The organism is Vibrio coralliilyticus, assembly GCF_024449095.1.
Classification (GTDB): Bacteria; Pseudomonadota; Gammaproteobacteria; order Enterobacterales; family Vibrionaceae; genus Vibrio; species Vibrio coralliilyticus_A.
Map to the genome: position 1 here is coordinate 2367990 of NZ_CP024627.1, position 25345 is coordinate 2393334.

Annotated in this window: 27 protein-coding genes and 1 tRNA gene; 8 read left to right on the forward strand and 20 right to left on the reverse strand. The window is 44.9% G+C overall.

Annotated elements, in window-relative coordinates; all coding sequences use genetic code 11:
- Positions 1–9: 9 nt before the first annotated feature.
- The 10 genes from CTT30_RS11170 to CTT30_RS11215 all read right to left on the reverse strand — a co-directional run bounded on the left by CTT30_RS11170 (position 10) and on the right by CTT30_RS11215 (position 8591).
- Positions 10–1101 (reverse strand): flagellar basal body P-ring protein FlgI, encoded by a 1092-nt coding sequence (locus tag CTT30_RS11170; protein WP_239864889.1) that lies wholly within the window; start codon positions 1099–1101, stop codon positions 10–12.
- Positions 1102–1152: 51 nt separating this feature from the next.
- On the reverse strand, positions 1153–1932 hold the full coding sequence (gene flgH / locus CTT30_RS11175) for a flagellar basal body L-ring protein FlgH (RefSeq protein ID WP_252035185.1): 780 nt from the start codon (positions 1930–1932) through the stop codon (positions 1153–1155).
- A gap of 23 nt (positions 1933–1955) precedes the next feature.
- On the reverse strand, positions 1956–2744 hold the full coding sequence (gene flgG, locus CTT30_RS11180) for a flagellar basal-body rod protein FlgG (RefSeq protein ID WP_239838286.1): 789 nt from the start codon (positions 2742–2744) through the stop codon (positions 1956–1958).
- Positions 2745–2765: 21 nt separating this feature from the next.
- Positions 2766–3515, reverse strand: a complete 750-nt coding sequence (locus CTT30_RS11185) for a flagellar basal-body rod protein FlgF (RefSeq protein WP_239838287.1) — start codon at positions 3513–3515, stop codon at positions 2766–2768.
- Between the two features lie 213 nt (positions 3516–3728).
- Positions 3729–5033, reverse strand: coding sequence for a flagellar hook protein FlgE (flgE, locus tag CTT30_RS11190; protein WP_252035186.1), 1305 nt, complete (start codon positions 5031–5033; stop codon positions 3729–3731).
- 27 nt (positions 5034–5060) lie between these two features.
- Positions 5061–5774 (reverse strand): flagellar hook assembly protein FlgD, encoded by a 714-nt coding sequence (gene flgD / locus CTT30_RS11195; protein WP_239838289.1) that lies wholly within the window; start codon positions 5772–5774, stop codon positions 5061–5063.
- A gap of 16 nt (positions 5775–5790) precedes the next feature.
- Positions 5791–6207, reverse strand: coding sequence for a flagellar basal body rod protein FlgC (gene flgC / locus CTT30_RS11200; RefSeq protein WP_239864891.1), 417 nt, complete (start codon positions 6205–6207; stop codon positions 5791–5793).
- The gene (flgB, locus tag CTT30_RS11205) at positions 6208–6606 is read right to left on the reverse strand and encodes a flagellar basal body rod protein FlgB (protein WP_252035187.1); all 399 of its coding nucleotides are present in this window, start codon (positions 6604–6606) and stop codon (positions 6208–6210) included.
- A gap of 220 nt (positions 6607–6826) precedes the next feature.
- Positions 6827–7654, reverse strand: coding sequence for a protein-glutamate O-methyltransferase (locus CTT30_RS11210; protein WP_006957416.1), 828 nt, complete (start codon positions 7652–7654; stop codon positions 6827–6829).
- A 10-nt stretch (positions 7655–7664) separates the two neighbouring features.
- A complete protein-coding gene (locus CTT30_RS11215) occupies positions 7665–8591 on the reverse strand; it encodes a chemotaxis protein CheV (RefSeq protein ID WP_239838292.1) in 927 nt (308 codons plus the stop codon).
- Positions 8592–8671: 80 nt separating this feature from the next.
- Here CTT30_RS11215 and flgA point away from each other — a divergent pair, with 80 nt between their 5' ends.
- The 3 genes from flgA to CTT30_RS11230 all read left to right on the forward strand — a co-directional run bounded on the left by flgA (position 8672) and on the right by CTT30_RS11230 (position 10256).
- Positions 8672–9418, forward strand: coding sequence for a flagellar basal body P-ring formation chaperone FlgA (flgA, locus tag CTT30_RS11220; RefSeq protein WP_252035188.1), 747 nt, complete (start codon positions 8672–8674; stop codon positions 9416–9418).
- An 82-nt stretch (positions 9419–9500) separates the two neighbouring features.
- Positions 9501–9818 (forward strand): flagellar biosynthesis anti-sigma factor FlgM, encoded by a 318-nt coding sequence (flgM, locus tag CTT30_RS11225; protein WP_239838294.1) that lies wholly within the window; start codon positions 9501–9503, stop codon positions 9816–9818.
- Between the two features lie 12 nt (positions 9819–9830).
- Positions 9831–10256 (forward strand): flagellar protein FlgN, encoded by a 426-nt coding sequence (locus tag CTT30_RS11230; protein ID WP_239864895.1) that lies wholly within the window; start codon positions 9831–9833, stop codon positions 10254–10256.
- Positions 10257–10318: 62 nt separating this feature from the next.
- Here the strand turns inward: CTT30_RS11230 and flgP are convergent, their stop codons facing one another.
- On the reverse strand, positions 10319–10750 hold the full coding sequence (gene flgP / locus CTT30_RS11235) for a flagellar assembly lipoprotein FlgP (protein ID WP_239838296.1): 432 nt from the start codon (positions 10748–10750) through the stop codon (positions 10319–10321).
- A gap of 9 nt (positions 10751–10759) precedes the next feature.
- A complete protein-coding gene (locus CTT30_RS11240) occupies positions 10760–11395 on the reverse strand; it encodes a FlgO family outer membrane protein (protein WP_239838297.1) in 636 nt (211 codons plus the stop codon).
- Positions 11396–11568: 173 nt separating this feature from the next.
- Between CTT30_RS11240 and flgT the strand changes: the two genes are divergently transcribed.
- The gene (flgT, locus tag CTT30_RS11245) at positions 11569–12693 is read left to right on the forward strand and encodes a flagellar assembly protein FlgT (RefSeq protein WP_370689716.1); all 1125 of its coding nucleotides are present in this window, start codon (positions 11569–11571) and stop codon (positions 12691–12693) included.
- A 52-nt stretch (positions 12694–12745) separates the two neighbouring features.
- Positions 12746–12822: transfer RNA gene (locus CTT30_RS11250), tRNA-Arg, on the forward strand.
- A gap of 216 nt (positions 12823–13038) precedes the next feature.
- Here the strand turns inward: CTT30_RS11250 and CTT30_RS11255 are convergent.
- Positions 13039–13812: a class I SAM-dependent methyltransferase gene (locus CTT30_RS11255; RefSeq protein ID WP_252035189.1), complete on the reverse strand. Its 774-nt coding sequence runs from the start codon at positions 13810–13812 to the stop codon at positions 13039–13041.
- A 284-nt stretch (positions 13813–14096) separates the two neighbouring features.
- Here CTT30_RS11255 and CTT30_RS11260 point away from each other — a divergent pair, with 284 nt between their 5' ends.
- Positions 14097–14603, forward strand: a complete 507-nt coding sequence (locus tag CTT30_RS11260; RefSeq protein ID WP_239864897.1) for a Fe3+-citrate ABC transporter substrate-binding protein — start codon at positions 14097–14099, stop codon at positions 14601–14603.
- Positions 14604–14654: 51 nt separating this feature from the next.
- On the opposite strand, the gene CTT30_RS11265 is transcribed toward CTT30_RS11260, so the two are convergent.
- The 3 genes from CTT30_RS11265 to gltX form a co-directional block, all read right to left on the reverse strand.
- On the reverse strand, positions 14655–15617 hold the full coding sequence (locus CTT30_RS11265) for an OmpA family protein (protein ID WP_252035190.1): 963 nt from the start codon (positions 15615–15617) through the stop codon (positions 14655–14657).
- Positions 15618–15847: 230 nt separating this feature from the next.
- Positions 15848–16813, reverse strand: coding sequence for an OmpA family protein (locus CTT30_RS11270; protein ID WP_252035191.1), 966 nt, complete (start codon positions 16811–16813; stop codon positions 15848–15850).
- Between the two features lie 317 nt (positions 16814–17130).
- On the reverse strand, positions 17131–18558 hold the full coding sequence (gltX, locus tag CTT30_RS11275; protein ID WP_252035192.1) for a glutamate--tRNA ligase: 1428 nt from the start codon (positions 18556–18558) through the stop codon (positions 17131–17133).
- Positions 18559–18881: 323 nt separating this feature from the next.
- Between gltX and CTT30_RS11280 the strand changes: the two genes are divergently transcribed.
- Together CTT30_RS11280 and CTT30_RS11285 are read left to right on the forward strand one after the other, a co-directional pair.
- A complete protein-coding gene (locus CTT30_RS11280) occupies positions 18882–21578 on the forward strand; it encodes a cation transporter (protein ID WP_252035193.1) in 2697 nt (898 codons plus the stop codon).
- 8 nt (positions 21579–21586) lie between these two features.
- Entirely contained in the window at positions 21587–22030 is a 444-nt protein-coding gene (locus tag CTT30_RS11285) for a DUF411 domain-containing protein (RefSeq protein ID WP_252035194.1), read from the forward strand.
- 142 nt (positions 22031–22172) lie between these two features.
- Here CTT30_RS11285 and rlmM read toward each other — a convergent pair whose 3' ends face one another.
- The 4 genes from rlmM to gcvA are packed head-to-tail and all read right to left on the reverse strand — an operon-like array spanning position 22173 to position 25173.
- Positions 22173–23264: a 23S rRNA (cytidine(2498)-2'-O)-methyltransferase RlmM gene (rlmM, locus tag CTT30_RS11290; RefSeq protein ID WP_252035195.1), complete on the reverse strand. Its 1092-nt coding sequence runs from the start codon at positions 23262–23264 to the stop codon at positions 22173–22175.
- Positions 23261–23659, reverse strand: coding sequence for a DUF423 domain-containing protein (locus tag CTT30_RS11295; protein ID WP_239838453.1), 399 nt, complete (start codon positions 23657–23659; stop codon positions 23261–23263). The genes rlmM and CTT30_RS11295 overlap by 4 nt, the downstream gene beginning before the upstream one ends.
- Positions 23649–24272, reverse strand: a complete 624-nt coding sequence (locus tag CTT30_RS11300) for an alpha/beta fold hydrolase (protein ID WP_252035196.1) — start codon at positions 24270–24272, stop codon at positions 23649–23651. The genes CTT30_RS11295 and CTT30_RS11300 overlap by 11 nt, the downstream gene beginning before the upstream one ends.
- On the reverse strand, positions 24265–25173 hold the full coding sequence (gene gcvA, locus CTT30_RS11305; protein ID WP_239864907.1) for a transcriptional regulator GcvA: 909 nt from the start codon (positions 25171–25173) through the stop codon (positions 24265–24267). The genes CTT30_RS11300 and gcvA overlap by 8 nt, the downstream gene beginning before the upstream one ends.
- Positions 25174–25345 lie beyond the last annotated feature (172 nt).

A 25345-nucleotide genomic window follows, 5' to 3' on the forward strand; every position in this document is an offset into this window, starting at 1 on the left:
GCCGCCTCCCTAGATTACGATCAACTGACCTTCAATCGCACCGGCTTGCTTAAGGGCCTGAAGAATTGCCATTAAATCTGACGGTGCTGCACCGACTTCGTTTACCGCACGTACAAGGTCATCCAGCGTCAATCCCGGTTCGAACTTAAACATCTTCCCTTGCTCTTCTGTCACTTCGATATCACTCTCAGGCGTGACGACTGTTTCACCTCCACCAAATGCGTTTGGCTGGCTGACATTAAAGTCTTCTTTGATCGCGACTGTCATACCACCATGGGTCACAGCTGCAGGTTTGAGTCGTACATGCTTACCTACCACAATCGTCCCTGTGCGTGAGTTGACGATGATTTTCGCTGAGCCTTCTGCCGGATCAAATTCAAGGTTTTCAATTGCAGACAGGAATGAAACTCGTTGAGATATATCTCGCGGGGCACGGACTTTTACTGAAGTTGCATCGATAGCTTGAGCCATTTGTGGGCCAAGGAAGTTATTTACCGCATCCGCCATGCGCTGTGCAGTGGTAAAGTCAGATTCTAGAAGGTTAAAAGTGATGTAATCCCCACGACTAAACGGTGATGGAATTTCGCGTTCAACGATAGCCCCATTTGAAATCATCCCTGCCGTTGGGTTGTTACCAACAATTTTAGAGCCGTCTGCACCAGTCGCACTAAAGCCACTGACCACTAAATTTCCTTGAGCAACGGCATAGATTTGCCCATCAAGACCTTTCAGCATCGTTTGCATGAGTGTGCCACCACGTAAACTTTTCGCAGATCCGATAGACGACACTGTGACATCAATGGTTTGACCCTGCTTTGAAAACGCCGCTAAGTCTGCCGTAACGATAACAGCTGCGACATTCTTAGACTTTGGCTTTGTACCTGGTGGAAGCTGAATACCGAAATTTTCGAGCATGGCATTAAAGCTTTGATCGGTAAAAGGGGTCGATTCCCCGGTACCCGGTAAACCAGTAACCAAACCATAGCCAACTAATTGGTTGCTACGAACTCCAGCAACTTGTGACACGTCTTTAATACGTGCCGCGTACGCGTGTGTCGATACGATAATTAGGCTGGTCAGTAACAAAATTAGCTTCTTCATCGGGATACCTTTACTCAATACTCAGTGCCAAAACTTCGACTTAAAATAGTCCTATAAAGCCACATTAAAGAATCGTGCCAAGAATCCAGGTTCTTGCATATCTTGTTGAGTGCCCGTGCCTGAATAGCGGATTCTGGCATTAGAAATACGATTAGACGCTATCGTGTTCTCATAGGAGATATCCTCGGGACGAATAGTGCCGCTTAGGCGAATATATTCATCACCCGTGTTTAGCGTTAGCCATTTTTCACCTCGGATGACCAAATTGCCATTTGCCAGTACTTCAATCACTTCGACAGTGATTGATCCAGAAATACTATTACTCTGATTCGCAGCTGCACTGCCACTGAAGTTGTTATCATTACTTAAATTATACGAGAAGTTATAGTCGCCAATATTAAGTTGCTGCCCCCCCACTTCAAGAGGATCCATGGAGGCATCGTTATTTTTCGATAGATCAGCATCTGAACTTTTTGCGGCTTTGGTGTTTTCATCCAAGGTCACAGTTATAATGTCCCCAACGCCACGTGGCTTGGAGTCATCGTAGAGGCTGGCTGCTTGCGCCGTATTAAACAAAGAGCCGGTTTCAGCAGCATAATGCTCAGGTTGATGTTTGGGGTGAATGGGCGCCCAAGCAGGATCACCTGCAACGGGATCGCCTCTGCCTCGAAGCGTATCAACGATACCAGCACTCTCATCTTGAGATTTATCACCTTCAACCGCATCAACGGTCGTCGTTCCCTGAACAACATCTGACGTTTCAATTGGGGCTTCCAACATTGAACAACCCGATAATAAGGCGATAGCAATTATGGTCAGTAAGCGATTCATAATGGTTCCTTAATTTCTCAAGCTTATAGCTGCTGGTTAACGAAGCTCATCATTTTATCAACGGCCGAGATCACTTTTGAGTTCATCTCATAAACGCGCTGAGCTTCAATCATATTCACTAGCTCTTCTGTAACGTTAACGTTCGAAGTTTCCAACATCGACTGGCGAATATCACCAAAGCCATCAAAACCAGGTACGCCCTCCTGAGGGTCTCCACTTGCTCCTGTCGGTAAGTACAAGTTCTGCCCGACTGGCTCAAGGCCACCAGGGTTGACAAAATCTACCGTCGCAATCTGACCAACCACTTGGTTCTCTTGTTGACCACGCACTCTTACTGACACTTCGCCGTCCGTACCGATCGTAATACTGACTGCATCTTCAGGAATGGCGATTTCTGGCTCCAATGGATAACCGGCACCAGAAGTCACCACGACACCTTCATCGTTAACCGTAAATTGGCCGTTACGGCTATAGCCGATATTGCCGTCAGGCATGAGAATCTGGAAGAAGCCATCACCTTCGATCATCATGTCGAGGCTATTGTTGGTGGTCTGCGTGTTACCCTGAGTATGCACTTTTTGTGTCGCCACCACTTTTGAACCCGCTCCCAGCATCAATCCGCTTGGCAGTTCGGTATTTTGTGAAGATTGGCCGCCTGGCTGATTAATATTTTGATAAAACAAATCTTCGAAGACAGCACGGCTTTTTTTGTAACCCACTGTCGAAGCGTTCGCCAGGTTATTTGAAATCGTAGAAATATTGGTTTGTTGGGCATCTAAACCCGTTTTACTTACCCATAATGCCGGATGCATATCTCTCTCCTAATATTCTGGTTAGCTCATACGAAGCAGTGAATCAGACGCTTTGTCCATTTCTTCCGCTGTACTCATCATCTTGACCTGCATCTCGAACTGACGCTGAAGGTCAATCAGATTGGTCATTTCGCCAATGGCATTGACGTTACTGCCTTCCAGCGCACCGGTCAGCAGTTTGACACCGGCATCCATTTCGTATGCCGCATTAGGATCTTTGGAACGGAAAAGCCCGTTAACATCTTTGTATAGTGATTGATTATTGGTGCTGGTCAGCTTGATGCGGTCAACAATTTCGATAGCATCAGCTGGTGCCCCCTGAGGGACAACAGAAATGGTACCATCCGTACCAACTTCAATTTTACTGACTGGGATAGGGATAGTTATTGGCGCTCCAGTTTCTCCTAACACCAAATTGCCGTTACCTGTGGTAAGCAGGCCATTAACATCTACCTTCATATTACCGTTGCGTGTCAGGCCTTCTTTACCGGTTTTATCGAGAACAGAGATCCAACCTTGATCTTGAATGGTCACGTCTAAGTCACGCCCAGTCGTAATGACACTACCCTGTTGAAAATTATGGCCCGGGCGTTCTGTCATACTGAATACGCGGCTTGGCATACCATCACCATAGGCTTGCATTGAGCGGGCTTGCGCCAAATCAGCACGGAAACCCGTGGTACTGACGTTTGCCAAGTTGTTCGCTCTAAGCTGCATAGCCTGCATATTCTGCTTTGCGCCACTCATAGCGAGAAACAGTGCACGATCCATAATTTGCTCCAATAATCACAATTCAGATCAATTAAAGCAAATGACGTGCCAAAATAAAATATGAATAAAAATCAAATGTTTATTAAAAAATAAACGATAAAGGGAAGAGATATACGAAGGGAATTGCCATAGGTGGCAACAATAGCAAGCTGGTTGTTGCCACCAGCCTGCTATTCAGATGATTGCGGAATGTCTTCAATCTCAGAACATTAATTAACGAATCTGCAGGATGTTCTGCTGAGTTTGATTGTGAACTTCAAGAGAACGAGAGTTCGCTTGGAAATTACGTTGAGCCGAAATAAGATCCACCAGCTCTTGGGTCATATCAATATTTGACTGTTCCAGCGTACCACTCGAAATCGTACCAAAGGAACCTTTGTTTGATTCACCCCAAATCTTATCACCAGAGAATTGAGTTGAATCCCACTGGGTTCCCCCTTTCTTATCTAGACCTTGCTCATTCGCGACTCGGACCAGTGCCACACGACCTAAGATAATGTTCTCACCATTTGAGTAAGTACCCAGCACACTGCCGTTCTCATCGAAATCAACTTTAGTCAGGAAGCCCGTCGTTGCGCCGTCTTCGTCAAACTTAGTCAATTCGAATGGAGCCGCAAACTGAGTCGCATCTTGCAGACCGAATGATAAAACTTGGGTAGCATCTGCACCATTGAGCTCAACAGGGTTAGCTCCGGCACCTAGCGCTTCAGACACAATATTCTGACCGTTATTCAAGCTCGCTAATGTGCCATCATTATTGAATCGCATCGTGTGACCAACATGGCCAGTCGGTGCCGTCGCATCACCACCTACAATATTAATCGGTTTCTCGCCGGCACTGTCAGTGACTGTATAATACGTCTGCCAAGTATTGGCTTGGTTCTGATCCTTCAAGTAGTACGTGGTCAACTTATACGATTGACCCATAGAGTCATAGATCGTCGAAGAGGTTGAGCGGTTGTACGTTTCTGGATCGGTGAAGTCAAATAACGCCGGGTCCTTCAACTCTCCACCAGCAGGCAAGTTAACACCAACATCAATATTTGAAGTCTGCTTAGGTTTACCAAACTCTTTAGGAATATTAATCGGTGAAGGCTCATAAGACAGTACATCACCAGTATCTTTATTCACTTGATAACCTAATAGAAACTCATCATTTGCAGTTGTCATGTAGTTATCTTTATTCAAGTGGAAAGCACCATTTCGCGTCAACTCATTCGAGGTAGGCGTTAATCGATCTTTAGCTACAGCAAAAAAACCGGTACCCGAGACGCGTAAATCCATAGGGTTATTGGTATAAATACTCGACCCCTCATGGAACTGCTGAGCCACTTTAGCGGCCTGCACACCTTGACCTGGTGTGGTCTTAGCGTGAGTAAACAATGAATTTGAATAAACATCACCAAACTCGGCACGAGACTCTTTAAAGCCATACGTGTTTGCGTTCGCAATGTTGTTACTGGTTGTGTTCAGATCTAACTGAGCTGCGGACAAGCCGCTTAATGCAACATAAGACATTCCAAATCTCCTATCTAGCCAGCGTGATTACGCTTTGCCAACTTCTAGTACTTCAGCAAGTCGAACTGGCGACTCAAAGCCAGCCAGATTGAGTAGTACGTTACCATCACCTTTACCAAGCAAAACACTATTAACGTTAGCGTAAGTCGAAACTTCAAACTCTTTCGACTGCCCGTCCAGCAAACCCGATGCTTTCACATTGTATTTGCCAGCCGGCAATGGATTACCGTTTTGATCCTTACCATCCCACACGACACGGCTATCACCTGCAGGTTTTGAACCGACATCGAAGGTACGGATAAGCTGCCCCATTTGGTCTTCTACTCGCACCATCAGGTTATCAACAGATTGAGGTAGTTTGACCATGGCAGCCATGGCGCCATCATCCGCTTTCACCCCTGCAGCACCCGGGACTAAAACGTCTCGACCAACAAGTGATGAAGCCTGAAGCGCTTGATTAGAAGTCATCGACGCATTCAGTGTTTCAAACTGATTGTTCATTTTGCCGATACCATCCACCGTCGCGAACGACGCCATTTGAGCAATCATCTGGTCATTGCTAACCGGCTTAAACGGATCTTGCTGAGCAAGCTGCTTGGTGAGCAAAGATAAGAAGTCTTCTTGTTTAAGATCCTGCTTACCTGTTGTTTCATCAGGCTTATTCTTGTCCTGAAGCTGTTTAAGCTGGTCAACATAGGACAAGCCACTTTGACCAACATTATTATTAATGCCTCCGGCCATAGGTTACCTCCTATCCTTATTGACCCATCTGCAGCGTACGCAGCAGCATTTGTTTGCTTGCATCTGCCACTTGTACGTTGGTTTGATACGAACGAGAAGCAGATATCATATTGGCCATTTCTTCCATCACATTGACGTTTGGCTTGTAGATATAGCCATCATCATTTGCAAGTGGATGATCTGGGTTGTACTCCGCATCCAGCGGCTTATCACTTTCAACAATCCCTAACACTTGTACCGGTACCGAATGGTCACGACCATACTTAGCCTTACTTAACTCAGCACCAAACACAGCGTGACGAGCTTTATAAGTGTCTTTTGCAGAGCTTGAGACACTATCAGCATTTGCCAGATTGCTTGAGGTCGTATTTAGACGAACAGATTCAGCGCTCATGGCAGAGCCAGTTACATTAAAAACGTTAAATAAGCTCATCTAGTTACTCCCCTTTAATGCTTTCGTTAAGTTCTTGAATTTACTTCCTAAGAAGTCAAGTGATGCCTGATGTCTGATTTGGTTCTGCATAAATAAGTTACGCTCCAAATCGACATCAACCGTGTTGCCATCACCCGTGTCGGGTTGTGTTGGAAGACGATACATAACTTCCCCAGTCACCCTAGTAGAGGCAGGAATATGCCGACTATCGGTACGGCTAAGTCCAATGCTTTCCCCCGATGTTGCCGCCTGCAATGCCTTTTGGAAGTCCATGCCTTTCGATTTGTAGCCAGGAGTGTTCGCTTGGGCAATGTTGGTGGAAATCACCTCAGCATTGCGTTCACGAACGCCCACCGTGTATTGGTGGATACCTAATGCGTTGTCGAAAGAAATAGCCATGTTAACCTCTACTCAAGAACTGACCGTTACTACTAGATAACAAAGCAATTAGCGTACCAACTTTAGTTAACTCGTAATTTCTTTGCTCTTTGCTTCTCAGCAATTACCACGCCAAAGAGTGGAATCGTGGAGCAATGGAATGTCACTGTAAGTATAGAGAAATAATCCCAATACGAAAAAGCCCAGCGTGTAGCTGGGCTTTGAGTGGAATGTATTCGTCTTATTTAAGTTTATAGATAATACCAGGATTACAGCGGACCATCTCGAAACGATCTGTTAACCCAGTTAAAGATTCAGACGCACCAAGTAGTAGGTATCCACCTGGATTTAAACTGTTGGCCATCTGATTTAAAACCTGTGACTTCATATCTGGAGAGAAATAAATCAACACATTACGACAGAAAATGATGTCAAACTTACCCAGTAAAGCATAACTATCCATCAAGTTTTGTGGACGAAAATTAACTAATCGCTTTACATTGTCTTTGACTTTCATTCGACCATCACCAGCATCTTCAAAGAAATTGCGACGACGCTCAGGCGATAGGCCACGTCCTAAAGCCAAATTGTCATAAACACCAGCACGACACATGTCTAACATACTGGCTGAAATATCCGTTGCCGTTACCGATACGCTCGGCAACATTCCTGGTTTGCGTTGCTGAGTTTCCAAGATAGTCATTGCCATCGAATACGGCTCTTGGCCTGAAGAACTTGCCGCTGACCAAATTTTAATTGGCCGTTTATTTGCCGCTGCTTCCGGCAACAGTTTGTTAGCAAGGACTTCAAACGGATAAGTATCACGAAACCACAAGGTTTCATTGGTGGTCATGGCATCAACAGCGGCAACTCGTAATTCACGGTTACGGCCAGTGACAACATCTCGTAATAGATCAGACAAAGAGCTGAGCTTAAACTTTGTCACCAGAGGGCTTAAGCGACTCCTCACCAAATACTGCTTGCTGTCACCTAGTACGATGCCACATTGAGATTCTAAGAAACGGCTGAAATCACGATATTCTTGATCGCTTATAGTTATCGCTGTCATTTACTTCTCTTTATTCAGTAAGCGCAGTCTTCACTGCATTACCAAGCTCATCTGGATTGAATTTAGCAATAAAGGAGTTGGCTCCCACGCGTTCAACCATTGCTTGGTTAAATACACCACTGAGTGATGAATGGAGAATTACATAAAGATCTTTAAGATCAGGGTTGCGCCTAATTTCGGCAGTTAATGTATAGCCATCCATTTCAGGCATCTCGATATCAGAGATAACCAAAGAAATCTGATCGTAAATACTCCCTTCTGCCGCCATTTCAACAAGTTTTTCATACGCTTGCTTACCATCAATTACGGCCACCGCTTCAAAACCTAGTGATGTGATTGCACGCTCAACCTGCTTACGGGCAACCGTTGAGTCATCTGCAATCAAAATACGACGAACAATCTCTTTCTCTGATTGAACCTGGGCAATCTCTTCCCCAATGGTTGAGTCCATGGTTTCATCGACTGGCGCGATTTCTGCTAGGATTTTTTCTACATCGAGAATTTCAACCAGTTCATTATCAATGTTGGTCACGGCAGTCAAATAGTTGGATTTACCAGCCCCTTCAGGCGGTGGCAGAATCGCTTCCCAGTGCATGTTAATAATACGCTCAACGGAAGTAACCAAAAAGGCCTGAATGGTTCTGTTAAACTCAGCAATAACAACAAAGGCTTTGTCCACATCAGTAGTCGGCCTGCCACCAACAGCCAGACTTAAATCAATAACGGAAACAGTATGGCCACGGATATGAGCCACACCTTTAACGAGATGGTGTAAGTTTGGCATTGAAGTAAGCTTAGGGCACTGAAGAACTTCTTTTACCTTAAATACGTTAATACCGTAACGCTGTCGCCCCATTAGGCGAAATGTTAGGAGTTCTAGTCGGTTTTGACCGACGAGTTGCGTACGCTGATTCACCGAATCAAGAATACCCGTCATAAGCTCATCTCCATCTCAAACTTTCATGCTAAAAAAATGGTAGTCTACTAACGGCCATGTAAAACTATTAGAGAAAAAGAATGACATACCTTAAATCACACTTATGCTCATTTTCCATAACTAATTGTAGAGCTTTCTATAAAAACTTTTATAAGTCTATCGTCTTTTTATGCTTTTTCTTTAGTTTTTCAGCAACATCAGCCACGTCTGAGCAAATTATCGCTATCCAGCAAGCCGCAGAAGAGTACATTCTCTCGACGATTCAATGGCCAGAAGACGGCACTTTAGATGCCACAGCGGCAAATATTGACAACCGTGTCTTTGCCACAGACTGCCCAAGTAACCTTGAAACCTCCTCATCTTCAACCAACCCTAACGCCAGCAATATCACCGTGTTAGTAGAGTGTAGCGAAGATAACTGGAAGTTATATGTTCCTGTCAGACTAACCCGAACGGGCCCTCAAGTGACCTTAACAGGTCCTCTAAGCCGGGGGCAAATCATCTCACGTAATGATGTCACTATTAATATGGTAGACTTGCAACGCTTCAGGCGGCAAGGCTTTTCCAACATTGATGACGTAATTGGAGCAAAAACAAAGAAAAACTTACGTGCTGGCGAAATCATTGAAAGCAATGATGTATGTGTAGTTTGCCGCAATGAAACCGTCACAATCAAAGCGGTAAAAGCTGGTATGACCATCACAACCAAAGGCACAGCACTGACCGATGGGTCACATGGTGAGCAGATAAGAGTGAAAAATACAAAATCCAACCGTATAATTGAAGGGAGAGTCACTGGGATCTCGGAAGTAACGGTTGTTTTCTGATCAATCCAAAAAAAGCCTAAAGTAATCCCTACTCTAGTCGATATTGACAACATAAGATTCTAAACACGAAAGGCTCACACACATGGCAGGTATTGATAACATACGCTCTGGGCAGTCGCTCACCACGTCGACAAGAAGCACTGCGCGTAATGAAAATAACACTTCGGCAAGCACTGACTCGGCAAAAAAGTCAGATGTGGCAAAAGACTCAGTATCCTTGAGCCAACAAGGTAAGGCAGTCGGTGAAATGCACACTCAACTTGCTAGCCAGCCAAGTTTTGATCAAGCAAAAGTGGCTGCAATCAAAGAAGCTATTGCTAATGGTTCCTACAGCGTAGATCCGCAAAAGCTAGCCGATAATATGATCAAGTTCGAAAAAGAACTTGGCGGTTTCGAGTAACGAGTTTCTATTATGGCAGCCCTAAGCAGCTTAATTGAATTTCAGCTTAAAAGTGCCACTGACTTATCTCTGTTGCTCGAGAAAGAAAAAGCGGCAATTACCAGCCGAGTCGCCAAAGACATTGAGCAAGTTGCTAAAGAAAAACTGACTCTGATTAACCAACTTCAGCAAACCGACCAGCGCATTAGCCAGCATCCAGATGTTGCGACTTTATCTACCGACCCAGAGTTGAGCCCTCTGGTTGATAAAATTCGTACTATCGTTCATGACTGTCAACAAGCTAATGCCGTGAATGGTGAAGCACTGCAAAGAGCACAGCTGAGTTTTAATAAACTCAATAACCTAATGCAGCAAAGCCAAGGCAAACTCGGCATGACCTACACAGCTGAAGGGCAGACCAAAAATGTCACAACACTCGGCACAAACATTAAAGCCTAGTATCAGAATCTAAAAAAGCGGCAAACATTGCCGCTTTTATTTTGCTCGAAGATTAGAAAGAATTAGAAAAGGGTTTGCTGACGTTTTTCCGGTACGACCTGAACTTCACCATAGTCGCGCAGCTTGTTCATCTTCTTGATGTCCAATCGCAGTTCAGTCACATAGCTGTCACCCACTTTATAACTACGCACCACTTCGGCACCTCGGATGACCCCATCCACAGCACCTGATGTCAACTCTGTCCCCAAACGTTGATCCTGAAGATCAGCACGGCCACTGACTCGCATACCATACACTTGCTCTGCAAGCTCACGGTAGGCATCTATTTTTGAAGCACGCATCGCGCGAACCTGACGCTCTTCATCAGTACGACCTTTTTGCTCACTGATATTGGCATAGCCTACCGCGGTTAACCAATCATCTGGGCGCATAGTCTGCAAAGGCTGACAGCCAACCATGATTAGTGCAACAGCCAGTAAAAGTAACTTCTTCATCTCAACTCCCTATGGACGCAGAATAACCGTATACGGTTGTCTTATTGTAGGGTCAGAGCGAATCAAAACACCATCCTCAGTTCGGATACTGTTAAGTGTGTCTAAGTCACGACCAATACGATCAGCAGGTAGGAAGCCTTGAGCTGTCGCGACAACCACACGAGACTGCATACCAACCACTCGCGCATTGACTAGGACGCCGCCTTCCTGACGTAACATGGTTCCTGTCAGGACGTATTGAATATCCTGCTCCTGCGACAAATCTTTCCAATCGCGACTGAAGGCAAAGTCACCTTGCTGAGTGACTTGAATAGAGCCCGTCGTTTTGTAGTCGACGACTTTAAAGCCGCGACGTTGGAATTGGTGGATAAATCCTTCGGATACAGAGTTACCTAACCAATTCGTTGCGTCCATATTTTGTAAATCAACAAAAGAAGTAACGGCAATAGGTGTCCGCGCTGACACACTGGTGTTCGAAACCACCAGTTCTTCAGTCATACTTTCAATAAAGAAGTCAAGAGTATGACGCGGACTCTCCATCAGCATAAACTGCGAACCTGGATACGGTTCTTTACCGTTGTATATTGGGGCATAGGCACAAGCAGTGAGAAACACCACCGGCACTAGCATTAGCCATTTTTTCATTCTCTAATCTCCGATATATATTAGGCACTGATTTGTCCCATTCTCTATCACTCATAAAAAGTGGAACATTCTTTGCTTTTCTAAATCTGCAACCATTCAGAACGGCAATGCCTAAACCAGCTAAGATAGAGAAAGCAAAAAATGAACCAACTTGGAAGATGAATATGAAAAAAATGCTTCTTATCATGATTTCAACCATTTATGCCTCACTGTACACGAGTATAGTGTCAGCCGGATGGTATGAAGTAACGGGTACCGCTACTGTGGTCTCCTCCGAAGAAGTCGCACGTATTCATGCCTTGGAAGATGCCATTTTTAAGGCCATCAGCTTCTCTGGCGCAGATATCGGCAGCATCTCCAATTTGAGGCCACTCCTAGAAAGCGAACGCAAGGAGTATCAGTTCAGCAATACGGAAGTCCGCTACATCGTGGTCGATGAGCAGAAGGTGCGTAATGGCGTCATGTTTGTCAAAGCACGTATTGATATTTACCCATCGGCAACAGCTTGCCATGTCAGCCAGTATAAAAAGACCTTCCTAGTCGGCAACATAGATGTTGCTTCACCTCAACAAGCGGTGATGGGCCAGATTTATAGCGTCGGTGATGACTTCGCTACAGTGATCAATCGCCAGCTTGATCAGCAATCAGCCAACTTTGTTTCTGTGGGGACAACCGATTATCAAATCAGTAAACGTTATCCAGAACGACTTAAAATGATTGCACAGGATACTGGTGCACAATACATCATCGGTGGTGTTATTACCGATTTAACCGCCACTATAGAACAGAAATTATTGAAAGATGACATCATCAATCGTCAGTTTGCTCTTGAAATGACAGTGTTTGATGGCAAGACGGGAAATGAGGTTTATAACCGAAATTATCGTGAAGTCGCTCGCTGGCCATTTCCAAAAACCAGCCAAGTCGATACTAAGAGTGCTCGCTTCTGGGCATCAACCTACGGTGATATGATGCTGCGCGTCAGTCGTAATATCATGTTGGATCTAGAATCCGAAGTGTCATGCAAAATCACGCTCCCGGAGATCATTTCAAAATGGGACAACATTCTCACCATGGATCTCGGACGCATTCATGGTGTCCAGCTCGGCGATAAGCTCAAACTTTGGCACACAGGCTCTTTCATTGATCAACGCGGCTTACCAAGAAACAAAGTCACTGAGTCAAACATTACTTTGACAGTATCTAGAGTGTATGAAAACGAAGCGGAATTAACAGTAGACCAGCCCGAACTCGCAGGCAGTATTCAAATTGGCGATGTTATGCACAAGATGCTATAAATCCGTGAGCTAAGGTTTAACAACTTGATTTAATTAAGTATGATGGCAATAAGCTCCCGTGGCACAGCTGGATAGCGCGATCCCCTCCTAAGGGATAGGTCACAGGTTCGAATCCTGTCGGGAGCGCCATATCATATTGAGGCCAGATCTAAACCCAATAGATCTGGTCTTTTCATATCTTTCACTCTGCTCTACTTATATCTCAATTATCTCGATTACTTTTCTGCAAAATGAACCTTCTGAACTAGATGAAAGTTCCAACTACGCATAGATAATCCCACCAAAAGAAAGAAGCTCGACCACAAATGGCCGAGCTTCTTGCTGGATAGTTAGTACCTCTACTCACTATGCCCGTCCGAAGCACGCTAACAACCTGAAGATACTAACATCGAAACACGAGCGGCTGTTTGCGACCTCTTCAATGAAACTTTCCAAATCCCGTGCAAAGGCTGAAGGAATCGGCAACGTGTAGCTTTGAGCTAAGGTATAAACTTTATACGCCCCTGACATGAAGAACTTTTTGAACTCTTCACCGGCAAAGGAGTACACAAACTCCCTAGGTTTTATCGAAAGTACACGGAACCCTCTTGATTCAAACATTTCTCTGTATTGTTCTGCACTCTCTAAATGCATACACGGCATACGAAAACACTGGCCAAGTTGTGGGTAGTAATCACGAAAAAACTCCGTCATCAATTCAGAAACCAGTGGACACCATTCCTGTTTGTAAGGCGTTTGCAAAGCAAAGGTACCGTGCACATTTAGCGCATTTCTGATTGCCTGAAGTGCGGCATCATAATCTTGATACCATTGAAACGATGAGTTTGAAGTAATGACATCAAAGCCTGTAGCAGTAGTGTAATGACGTATATCAGCGTGTTCGAATTGAATCCGGCTATCAGGGTAAAGCCTATGCGCTTGCTCAAGCATTTCCGCAGATGCATCTATAGCCACCATCGTCTTCGGTTCTGAGTGTTCCTGTATTAAATGCGAGACTTTTCCTGAACCACAGCCAACATCAAGAAGTCGATCCACTTTGTCTGGTAAAAGCTGAATGAGTTCTTTCGCAGCATCAAACTGCACTATGCCGTTGCTATGGTATTCTTTATTGTAATTCATAGCATAGAGATCTCTTTTGAGGACAACAGAAGGAGAAACTTACCATATAACAGATGCATATACTTAAAACCGTCAGAGTTATCCCGCTAATACTATGGTTGACATCAAACTCTTCACTCGTAAGCCCCCCTCTCCTTTAACTGTTCATCTGCTGCACTGCCAATCAAGAGTCACACCTAATCACGACACCTCACCAAACCAATTCGCAAGCGGTAAATCAAGGCTTCAACAATTGAAGACATTCAACTAAAATGATTATTAACAGAACTATTCATAAGCAATTAATGAAGAAAAGTAACTTGACTACTAACACTGGTCATCGCTTTATATCTAAAGCTAAAACTGCATTTAAAATTCACATTCATACACCCGATGATACGGTACTTCACCGCTCTGTCGGCTACGTGAGAATTGGTGAAAAGAAAGGGCTAAAAAAAGCCATCAAACTTCGTAATGAATTGGGTAGTGCAATGTGGGGAAAATTCTGGCGCAAGTTGCTCAAAGATCCCTACCTTATGACTCGACTCCCTCACTCCTTAGAACCCAAAATTATTTTCAAACCTCGTCCAACCAAAGCAGAACCCGATGCCAAAGATGAGTGCTATATTGCGGCTTGGCGGAATTATGATGAAAACGGCAAATTGATTTATAAGAGTGTAGTGTGCTCAATCAAAAAGCACGGTCGGCTCGCTGCCTATACAAAAACAAAGAAAGCCTTGCTGGAAGCGAATAAAGATAACCTAGAAATCCTCGAATTTATGGGGCGACTCAATAGTATCGACCTCAAATAGAAGCACCCCGAACATAGATTCGAGGTGCTTAGACGCTAGGGAAGTGTTTTTTTACTGAGCCTGATACTCAAAAGCTGGTACCATAATTTCTACCCGTCGGTTCTGTGCTCGTCCTTCTTTGGTTTCATTAGAAGCGATCGGGTTACTCTCCCCCTCTCCACGAGCTGTGATTCTTGATGCATCGATACCTTGTTCTTCAAGCTCTTCAGCAACGGACTGAGCCCGCTTCTCAGATAATTCTTGGTTGTACGAGGCTGCACCGCTGGAGTCCGTGTAACCAACCACTTCGACCGTTGACTGCGGAAACTCCATCATAAAAGTCACTAATTCCGCCAGCATCGCTTTGCTCTCTGGTTTCAATTCTGCACTGTTCAGTGCAAAGCTACTGGAGTCAACCACTTTCGTCTCAAAGGTCTTGACGATAGGTTCAATCACAACCTCTTCTTCGATAACTTCTTCAACCACCATTTCTTCTTCAGCTGGATACGAGGTTGGTTCATCATTACCTCCAAACTTCGCAATGAAACCTAGTGTTAGGGCATTGCCTTTAAAACGATGAGTATCAATGTTAATGTCGGTTAAACGTTGGTACTCCAACTGAAAATCGATAGTCGGCATAAAGGCATACGTCACACCCAAAGCACCAAGTAAAGAACTATCGTCTTTATTGCCATACTCAACATACGCACCACCTAACTTGGCAAATGCATCAAATTTTTCTGACAAAGGCATAGTGAATCGGGGCGCAAGGGAATAGGAGCTTAATCCTGCATCTGTATAGCCATAACCAGTGGTCTCCCCTAATGTATCCAGTGCTAGCTCAAGGCTTATCATGTCATTAAACTCATAACCGGCAAAGGAGCCCAACGCCCAAGAATTATCATCACAAGGCCCCGTAGAACATGACTCATTGAGCCAAGAAGCTCCTGCTTTGGCACCCAAATAAAACTGAGCGCTTACTGATGTAGATGCGAGAAGAAATGTGGTGGAAACTACCGCTGCTAATTTTTTCATTGTTTTTTCCTTATGACTGTCAGCACTGTGTGCCACAACAAACACGCCACACAATAACAATCATCAAGTTACAGTATGGTCGCAATAACAGTACACCTTAGTTCATAAAATGTACAAATGGGTTTATGGACCAATTTCACCTTTTGCATGCTAATGACTTACTTTCTCGTAAATATGACAAAGCCCTGTCGAAACAGGGCTTTGATTTAATTTTACAATCAACAGAGCGCTTAAGGCTGAACTTGATATTCAAACTCATTCATTGTGACTTCTGCACGACGGTTCTGCATACGCCCTTCTCGGGTATCATTCTGTGCGATAGGCTTGGCTTCCCCCGCTCCTTCTACGTGAATACGTGACTGGTTTACCCCATAATCTGCAATAATATCCGCTACAGATTGAGCACGCTGCTCAGACAGAGTTTGGTTGTATGCTGCTGGGCCAACTGAGTCAGCATAACCCACCACATCCACGGTTGCTTGTGGATATTCGCTCATGAAAGCAGCCACTTCTTTTAGCGCCATTTCACTGTCAGAAGTCAGCTCTGCACTATCAAATTTAAAGCTGACCGAGTAGACGACTTTCGATTCAAACGTTTGCAGTATAGGCTGAACCACTACCGTTTCTTCGACAACTTCTTCCACCTGCATTTCTTCTTGTGTGGGTGTCTCGGTGTGTTGTTCGCTACCACCAAATTTAGTTGTGAATCCTAGTGTCACCGCATTACCCGCAATACCATGCGTATCAATATCGATGTCCGTTAAGCGCTGATACTCAACTTGAATATCAATGTTTGGCAGGACACTATAGCTTAGCCCAACGCCACCGACGAAAGAGCTATCGCTCTTGTTACCATACTCCACATAAGCCCCACCCGCTTTGGCAAAGGCATCAACATTCTCTGTTAATGGCAAGCTGAAGCGCGGCGCCAATGAATAAGAAACCAAACCAGCATCTTTATAACCAGAGCCCGTTGTTTCACCTAATGTATCTAGGCCCGCTTCTAGGGCTAAATAGTCATTGAACTCATAGCCAACAAATGAACCAAGCGCCCAAGAGTTATCATCACATTCACCTGTTGTGCACAAATCATCTACCCAACTCGCTCCCGCTTTTGCGCCAAGATAAAATTGCGCATTCACTGATGCTGAAGCAAGAAGAAGTGTGCCAGAAACTACCGCTGCTAATTTTTTCATTTTTCATACCTTATTAATACGCGTTAGATTTGCGACGCTATAGACAAGCCACATAAAAACAAACACATAGAGTGTTACCGTACAATTGTGCGGACACTACACCTTAACGAGATAAATGACAATTAACTTTGTGAATTTTTATTTAATTTCATCTAATTAGATAACTTTGCGTTATTGGGGTTCAACTAAGATAAGAAACTGGAACCATAATCACAGACCAATAAAGTACTGACCGCTATTTATTTATCCTTAAGAAAATAGAAATATAAAAAAACCGCAGCATTAAGCTGCGGTTAATATGCAATAAGTACATTTTTTTATGCGTTAGCTTCACGCTCTTCGATAAACGCTATCGCCATCTTGATGCGAGCAAGCACACGTTCTTTACCCACCAGATCCATAACCGCATCAACGGATGGAGACTGACCACCACCGGTAACCGCAACGCGAAGTGGCATGCCGATTTTACCCATGCCAATCTCTAACTCTTCACATACGGCCGCAATGACGCTCTCTTTAATATTGGCCGTTGTCCATTCTTCTAGCGCTTCTGCTTTTGTAAGAGCCAACTCTAGTGGGCCTTTAGCGACGCCACGTAAGTGTTTCTTAGCTGCGCCGGCTTCAAATTCAGAGAAGTCTTCGTAGAAGTAGCGGATCTGCTCAGCGAGTTCTACTAGAGTGTTACAACGTTCGCCAACAAGTGTGATCACTTCAGTGATTGCTGGGCCGTTTTCAATGTTTAGGTTCTGGTTGTCTAAGTGCCATTGTAGGTACTCAGCTACGTACTCAGGAGCCGATGTCTTGATGTAATGGTTGTTCAACCAAAGTAGCTTTTCAGTATTGAATGCTGACGCTGACTTAGAAACCGCATTTAGAGAGAACAGATTGATCATCTCTTCAGTAGAGAAAATCTCTTGGTCACCGTGAGACCAACCAAGACGCACTAGGTAGTTGTTTAGAGCATTTGGAAGGTAACCTTCATCACGGTATTGCATGACTGATACAGCGCCATGACGCTTAGACAGTTTCGCACCATCATCACCTAGGATCATTGCACAGTGTGCAAACGTCGGAACTGGGGCACCTAATGCTTCGTAGATGTTGATTTGACGAGGCGTATTGTTGATATGATCTTCACCACGAACGACATGCGTGATACCCATATCCCAGTCATCGACGACTACAACGAAGTTGTACGTAGGAGACCCATCTGTTCGACGGATAATAAGGTCATCGAGTTGATCGTTAGCAATCTCGATACGGCCACGAATTTGGTCTTCAAAGACGACACTGCCCTGTTTCGGATTACGAAAGCGGACAACGCACGGGTCACCTTCTTTAGCTGCTTCGTTAGCCGCAACGATTTTTGGGTGGTTCGCATCATAACGCGGCATCTCTTTAGCGGCTTCTTGCTCCGCACGGATTTCATCGAGAAGCTCTTTAGAAGCATAACATTTGTACGCTTTGTCTTCCGCAAGGAGTTTATCAACCATCTCGTTATAACGATCGAAGCGCTTTGACTGGAAGTAAGGCCCTTCATTCCACTCAAGCCCCATCCACTGCATGCCTTCTAGGATGGCATCGACTGCTTCTTGAGAGTTACGTTCTAAGTCAGTATCTTCGATACGCAGAACGAATTCACCGCCTTGGTTTTTAGCGTATAGCCAAGAGTAAAGTGCAGTACGTGCACCACCCACGTGAAGGTAGCCTGTTGGGCTAGGAGCAAAACGAGTTTTAACCGTCATGTAAAATACCTTGATTGTCGAAATGACCGCACCACTCTATAGAGATGATGAATGGCGCCAAAATTGCGCGTATTTTAGCACTGATGTGCAAATCTACAATCCGTCTTATACAGAATTCATTATTCACTGAGGTGTTTTACTTAAAGTAAGTCTATTTGCTTGACCAATTTCCAGCTAAACATTTGGAATTTCTCACAGACTAAATCACATAACCTGAATAAAGCGTCTATTTAAGGTTTTAGTCTTTCTCGATCAATGACACTTGACCTTCCCCTTGAGGGAAGGTTTATGCTCAGCAACAGTTCTTTGTTGAGGGTAATGTTATGCGTCAGTTCGATATTCCACTATCAGGGTTAAGCTGTATGGGGTGTGCCCGAAAAGTTGAACATGAGCTTACCTCCCAGTATCAAGTTACGATTCATGATTTAACACCAAAACACATCACCCTAGAGAGCAATTGTTCTTTTGCCGAATTAGAGAGCTCTATTCGCTCACTTGGTTACCAAGCTGGGTTCCAATATACGTTTCATTTATCCGGACTGAACTGTGGTCGATGTGTGGCAAAGGTTAAAGCGGCTCTTGAAACGCATGAATTAGTCGGTCAGTTTGATGTTGCAAAAACTCAACTTTCGGTATCGACGCTTTTAACCCGACAACAGGTACAAGCATTGGTTGAATCTCTCGGCTACCAAGCCAGTGAATACACTGGTGTAGAGGAAGAAAGTGAGATTGAACACGTTCCAAGCCAAACTCGCTCTACTCCCTCTAACACGCCAGAAGGTACACAAACAATTCATCTGTTAATTGCAGGGATGACCTGCGCCAGCTGTGTGTCTTCCGTAGAAAAAGCACTCGCCCAAGTTCCTGGGGTCATAAAGGCTCAAGTTAATCTTGCTGAGCAAAGTGCTCTGGTCTTTACAGAGGACAAAAGTCGTACCCTGTTCAGCGCACTAGCCGAGTCAGTTCAACAAGCGGGTTATCAGGCGGAACTCATCGACGATCCAAGCACTCAACAAGAAAAGCAAGCAGCTCAGCAAAATGCGCTACAGGCCCACCATAGAAGAAGTGCTTTGGCTGGCATTATGCTCGGTGTACCACTCATGTTATGGGGGGTACTCGGTGGTAACATGATGATTAGAACCGCTCAGGATCAACTGGCTTGGGGGGGGATCGGAGCGCTCTGTTTCTGGCTACTTGCGACGGCTGGGCGGAGCTTTTTCACTAATGCCTGGCAAGCATTAGTGCACAAACGAGCGACCATGGATACCTTAGTCGCGCTTGGCACAGGAGCCGCTTGGTTATTTTCAATGCTTGTCGTGCTATTTCCACAGTGGTTTCCCGCTGCATCAAGGCACGTCTATTTTGAAGCCAGTGCGATGATTGTGGGCCTTATATCCCTAGGTCATTACATTGAAGCAAAAGCGAAAGCCAAGACAACTCGCTCATTGCAAGCTTTGATCAATCTTCAACCAAATAAAGCCACATTAATAACAAAATCAGGGGATCAAATCATTGCCATCGAGCAGATCACCGAAGGTATGCAACTCCGAATTAAACCCGGTGAAAAAGCCCCCATTGATGGTCAAGTCGTGTCCGGCACGTCGTACATAGATGAATCCATGCTGACCGGTGAGCCCATACCCGTTTACAAACAAAATGGCGATACCATTTCTGCCGGTACATTAAACCAAGATGGTAGTTTAGTCATCGAAGCGACCGGTGTCGGCAGCAATACTATGCTATCGCGCATCATTACCATGGTCCGAGAGGCACAAAGCAGTAAGCCTGCCCTCGCCAAGCTAGCGGATCAAATCTCAGCGGTGTTTGTTCCCGTCGTTGTTACAATTGCTCTTTTCTCCGCACTGATATGGTTCATGATCGGACCTGAGCCGAAAGCCAGCTATATGTTGGTTGTCACAACCACAGTTCTCATTATCGCATGCCCTTGCGCGCTCGGATTAGCAACGCCGCTTTCAGTGACCGTTGGTATTGGTAAAGCCGCTGAAATGGGCATATTGATCAAAGATGCCGATGTGCTGCAATCGGCAAGCCAGATCGATACCGTTGTATTTGATAAAACGGGAACCCTGACACAAGGTAAGCCCGAAGTACACCATGTCTACTCACTCAACCAAGACGAGAATCGCTTGCTGATGACCGCCGCTAGCATAGAGCAATACTCAGAGCACCCATTGGCAAAAGCCATTGTAAAACAAGCTCAAGATCTTCAGCTTAAGCTGACTGAGGTTGAAGGTTTTCACAACATGCGCGGGAAAGGCGTCACTGGAAAAATACGAGATGAAGATGTAGCTGTGATTTCACTTCCTTACGCTCAGGAGCAGCAGATAAATCTCGATAAATTACAAGCGACTCTTGAGCTGTGTGTAAACAAAGCTTGGACACCGGTTATTGTTACTCAACAAGGCAAAGCTACAGGTTTAATCGCCATCGCCGACCCTGTCAAAGAAGACGCGAAGCAAGCCATTGAAGCCTTAATCAAGATGCAGATTACACCGGTAATGTTAACGGGCGATAACCAACATGTCGCTCAAGCAATTGCGAATCAGTTAGGTATTCAGAAGGTTATCGCGCAAGTATTGCCTGATGAAAAAGCTGGGCACATAACGCAGCTTCAAGCGAACAGAAAACGGGTTGCGATGATAGGTGACGGCGTCAATGACGCTCCTGCACTTGCTCTTGCAGACATTGGCATTGCGATGGGCAGTGGAAGTGACGTGGCCATTGAGAGTGCGCAAATGACATTGCTCAATTCATCTCCTTTGGCGGTTGTAAAAGCGATTGAACTTTCCAAAGCAACCATTAAAAACATGAAACAGAATTTATTTGGTGCCTTTATTTATAACTCTTTAGGTATTCCAGTTGCGGCTGGGGTACTGTACCCCGCATTCGGGTTCTTATTGAGTCCAGTCGTGGCTGGCGCCGCTATGGCACTGTCATCAATCACGGTTGTCAGCAATGCTAACCGATTAAGACTCTTTAAATCTTCTCTTCACTCATAGAGGTGTTTATGAAAACAAAAGTTATCTCCTTTGCATCCCTTGTTCTTTTATCTAGTCACGCGCTAGCCGCTGACGTGCTAAACCATAAGTCACCATATTGTGGTTGTTGCACAGAATGGACAAAACACATGCAGGAAGCAGGGTTTACCGTTGAAGAAAAGTTACACGATGATATGAACCCCATAAAACAGAAACTGGGCGTGACCTCACAACTGGCCTCCTGCCATACCGCGGAAATTAACGGCTATGTGTTTGAAGGCCACGTTCCAGCACAAGACATCAAAGCCTTTTTAGAAAACCCACCTAAAAATGCAAAAGGCTTGGCCGTCCCGGGGATGCCTATGGGCTCTCCAGGTATGGAATACGGCAATGAAAAAGATGCCTATTCGGTATATGCCTTTAACGGCAGTGGGCAGGTGTTTGAGTATCGCTCTTACCCCGGAAATCAGTAATAGCATGTTTTGGGGAGTGTCATCCGGTACCTTTCAATTATACAGGATGAATTGAGCAGCGAAGAATACGATCGAACATCTCATTCGCCTTGGGATTGGAAACGCCACTCTTTAAACGAGTGGCGTGATACTACAGGGTATTCTATCGTGGTGAAATGTTTGATAAGCACTGAACGTGGACGGTAATTTCTTCACGATCGTGATAAAGGTGCTTAGCTTGCAGTTTGAACTTCACTTTGTTTTCAATCAGAAATAGCTTAAGATTTTCAATATCTTCTAATACTTCGTCATAACGCCCCTTCATCGGCAGTTTGAGATTGAACAAGGCTTCTTTGGCCCAACCACTAATAATCCACTCTCCCATCAACTGCGCAACGCGTGATGGTTTTTCGACCATATCACAGATAAGCCAAGTGACATTTTTACGTGCTGGCTCGAATTTAAAGCCGTCTTCCTGATGATGTTTAACCTGCCCCGTTTCCATCAGGCTATCGGCCATCATGCCGTTATCGACTGCATGAACGAACATAGAACGCTTAACTAGTTGGTATGTCCATCCACCAGGACACGCCCCCAGATCCACTCCCCACATACCAGGAGCCAGGCGCTCATCCCACTCCTCACGCGGAATGAAAACATGGAAAGCTTCTTCCAATTTAAGTGTCGAACGGCTTGGTGCATCCGCAGGGAACTTTAGACGAGGAATTCCCATAAAAAACTGAGAGTTATTGCTTGGCAACGAGTAGCCTACAAAACAATGCCCCGGTGCAACAAAACAGAGGTGTAACACTGGCTTCTTCGGGCTATCTTTGGGCAGCAAAATGCCTTTGCCACGCATGGCCTGGCGCATAGGAACTGTGAATTTACGACAAAACTTAAGCAACTCTTTCGCTTCATTGGTATCCGGTGTTTCAATGCGGATATCGCCACAACGCGGGAAAGATTCAACCTCGCTGAGCTCCTCTAAAATAGGAGAAATACGATCTTCACGTGGAAGGTCTTTAATCTCCACCGCAACCGCAAACATCTGACGTGCGAAAATCAGTGACTTAAAGTCGAGTTCTTTCGCCAGACGTTCTGCATCACCCGGCTGATAACATTCAAACAGTACGTAACCAGTGTTGTTTTTTACACGAGGGAAGCCAAACACTTCAAGTTGGGTAGCGCGATCCTGAATCTCTCCAGCACACTCTTTTTCAAAACCAGCTCGGCAGTAGAGCATTAAGTGTTTCACTGATTCACCTCTTTAATCTGTAACGCTGCGAAAACAAACAGTCCCCAGCCAAGCATAAAGGTTAAACCACCAAATGGAGTAATAGGTCCAAACCATTTGATTCCGGTTAATGCAAGGGCGTAGAGGCTGCCACTAAAACAAAAGATGCCGATGATAAAGCAATTTGCGGCAAGGGCGAAATATTTTTGCGCTTTCTCAGCCATGCCTATCCTGAGTAAGACTCCACAAAGTAAAATCGCTAGAGCATGAATAAATTGATACTGAACGCCTGTATTAAAGACATCCAGTAAATAAGGTGATAGTGATTGCTTTAACCCGTGAGCGGCAAAAGCGCCGAGTGCAACGCCAACTCCGGCAAATAATCCACCAACGGTAAGTAACTGCTTACTTTTCACCATAGCTCTCCAATATAAAATCAGCTAAATACTCAACCGCCAGAGCGATATTGCCCGCTTCAGTATGACCTGAGCTCTTTCTAGGTTTGAAACTATGATCGCCATCAGGGATAAATTTCACCTTGATGTCATCTGAGAGAGCGAAACCTTTAAACTCATCTTGCTTACCAAAAGTATCCCTCTCCCCTTGAAGGATTAAACATGGCTTATTGAGCGTCGCCAGATGCTCACCTTTGTACTTTTCTGGTTTACCCGGTGGATGAAAAGGAAAGCCTAAACAGGCAATCGCTGCCACATTACCGTCTTCAGCAAGCAAGCTGGCCATGCGCCCGCCCATGGATTTCCCACCAATAACAATTGGTACATCAGAAAACTTGGCAATCACAGCCTGATACGCTTCCAAAAGCTTAGGCGCTCGATCTGGCGGGCGGCGTTTACCATCTTCAGCACGTTTAACCATATATGGGAAGTTAAAACGAACAACTTGAATCCCTTTCTTCGCTAACCCTTTCGCTACCGCCGTCATAAAATCATGATCCATACCGGCTCCCGCACCGTGAGCAAAAATAAAAACAGGGTTGCCTTGCTCACCATCAATTAGGAAATCAGTCATCCAACAATTCCTCTTGCTCACTTTGTGCCTTGGCAAGCATCCAGTCACGGAATGTGGCAATACGCCCCATATCCGCCTGCTTATCATGGCACACCACGTAAAAAGCATTCTTAGTGATGAGAACTTCATCAAATGGCGCAATCAATCGACCTGCTTCCATTTCTGGCTGAGCAAGTACATTGTTACCTAACGCGACTCCCTGTCCGTGTGCCGCTGCTTGTAACACCATCGTCGAGTGGCTGAATATAGGCCCGTGATTGACGTTAATCCCTTCAATACCGTGTTCTTTCGCAAACTGCTTCCAGTCTTTTCGCGAAGTATCGTGAAGTAACGTATGTTGCTTAAGATCACTTAGAGTTTCTAATGGTTTATTGCTCAGTAATAAAGATGGCGAGCAGAGTGGAATAAGAAATTCCTGATAGAGTTTATCTGCACGTAGACCCGGCCAATTTCCTCGACCATAGTAAATTGCCACATCCACATCGTCAGTCAATGAGCCTTCATCCATATCCACCGCTTTGATACGCACATCAATGTCAGGTTCCTGCTGATTGAAGTCCGCCAAGCGTGGAACTAGCCATTGAATCGCAAAGCTTGGCGGCAGACTGATGGTCAACGCCCCTTTCTCGCTGCGCTCCAATACTTTGTCTGTCGCTTCAGCAAGAGAGGTGAAAATATCTTTAATGTCCAAAAAGTAGCTCTGGCCTTCCTCAGTCAGCAGCAGAGAACGGTTACGTCGCCTGAAGAGTTTCAAGCCAAGAAACTCCTCTAACGCCTTGATTTGATGGCTAACTGCAGCCTGAGTCACAAATAACTCCTCAGCTGCTCTAGTAAAACTCAAATGACGCGCTGCGGCTTCAAACACTTTCAGAGAGTTCAAAGGTGGCAATCTTCTAGACATAGTGTCCTTCCATAAATTGGATTAGTTTTTTTAATCTGAAACATTATAAAATGTCCATTGCCTGACGACCAGAGAAATTCTATATTTCACCACGCAGCAAGAGCCAGAACGGCTTGATTCTTTATCAGAATCAATTGGCATATTGTTGCGATGTTGTGTTTGCAAACTCGTA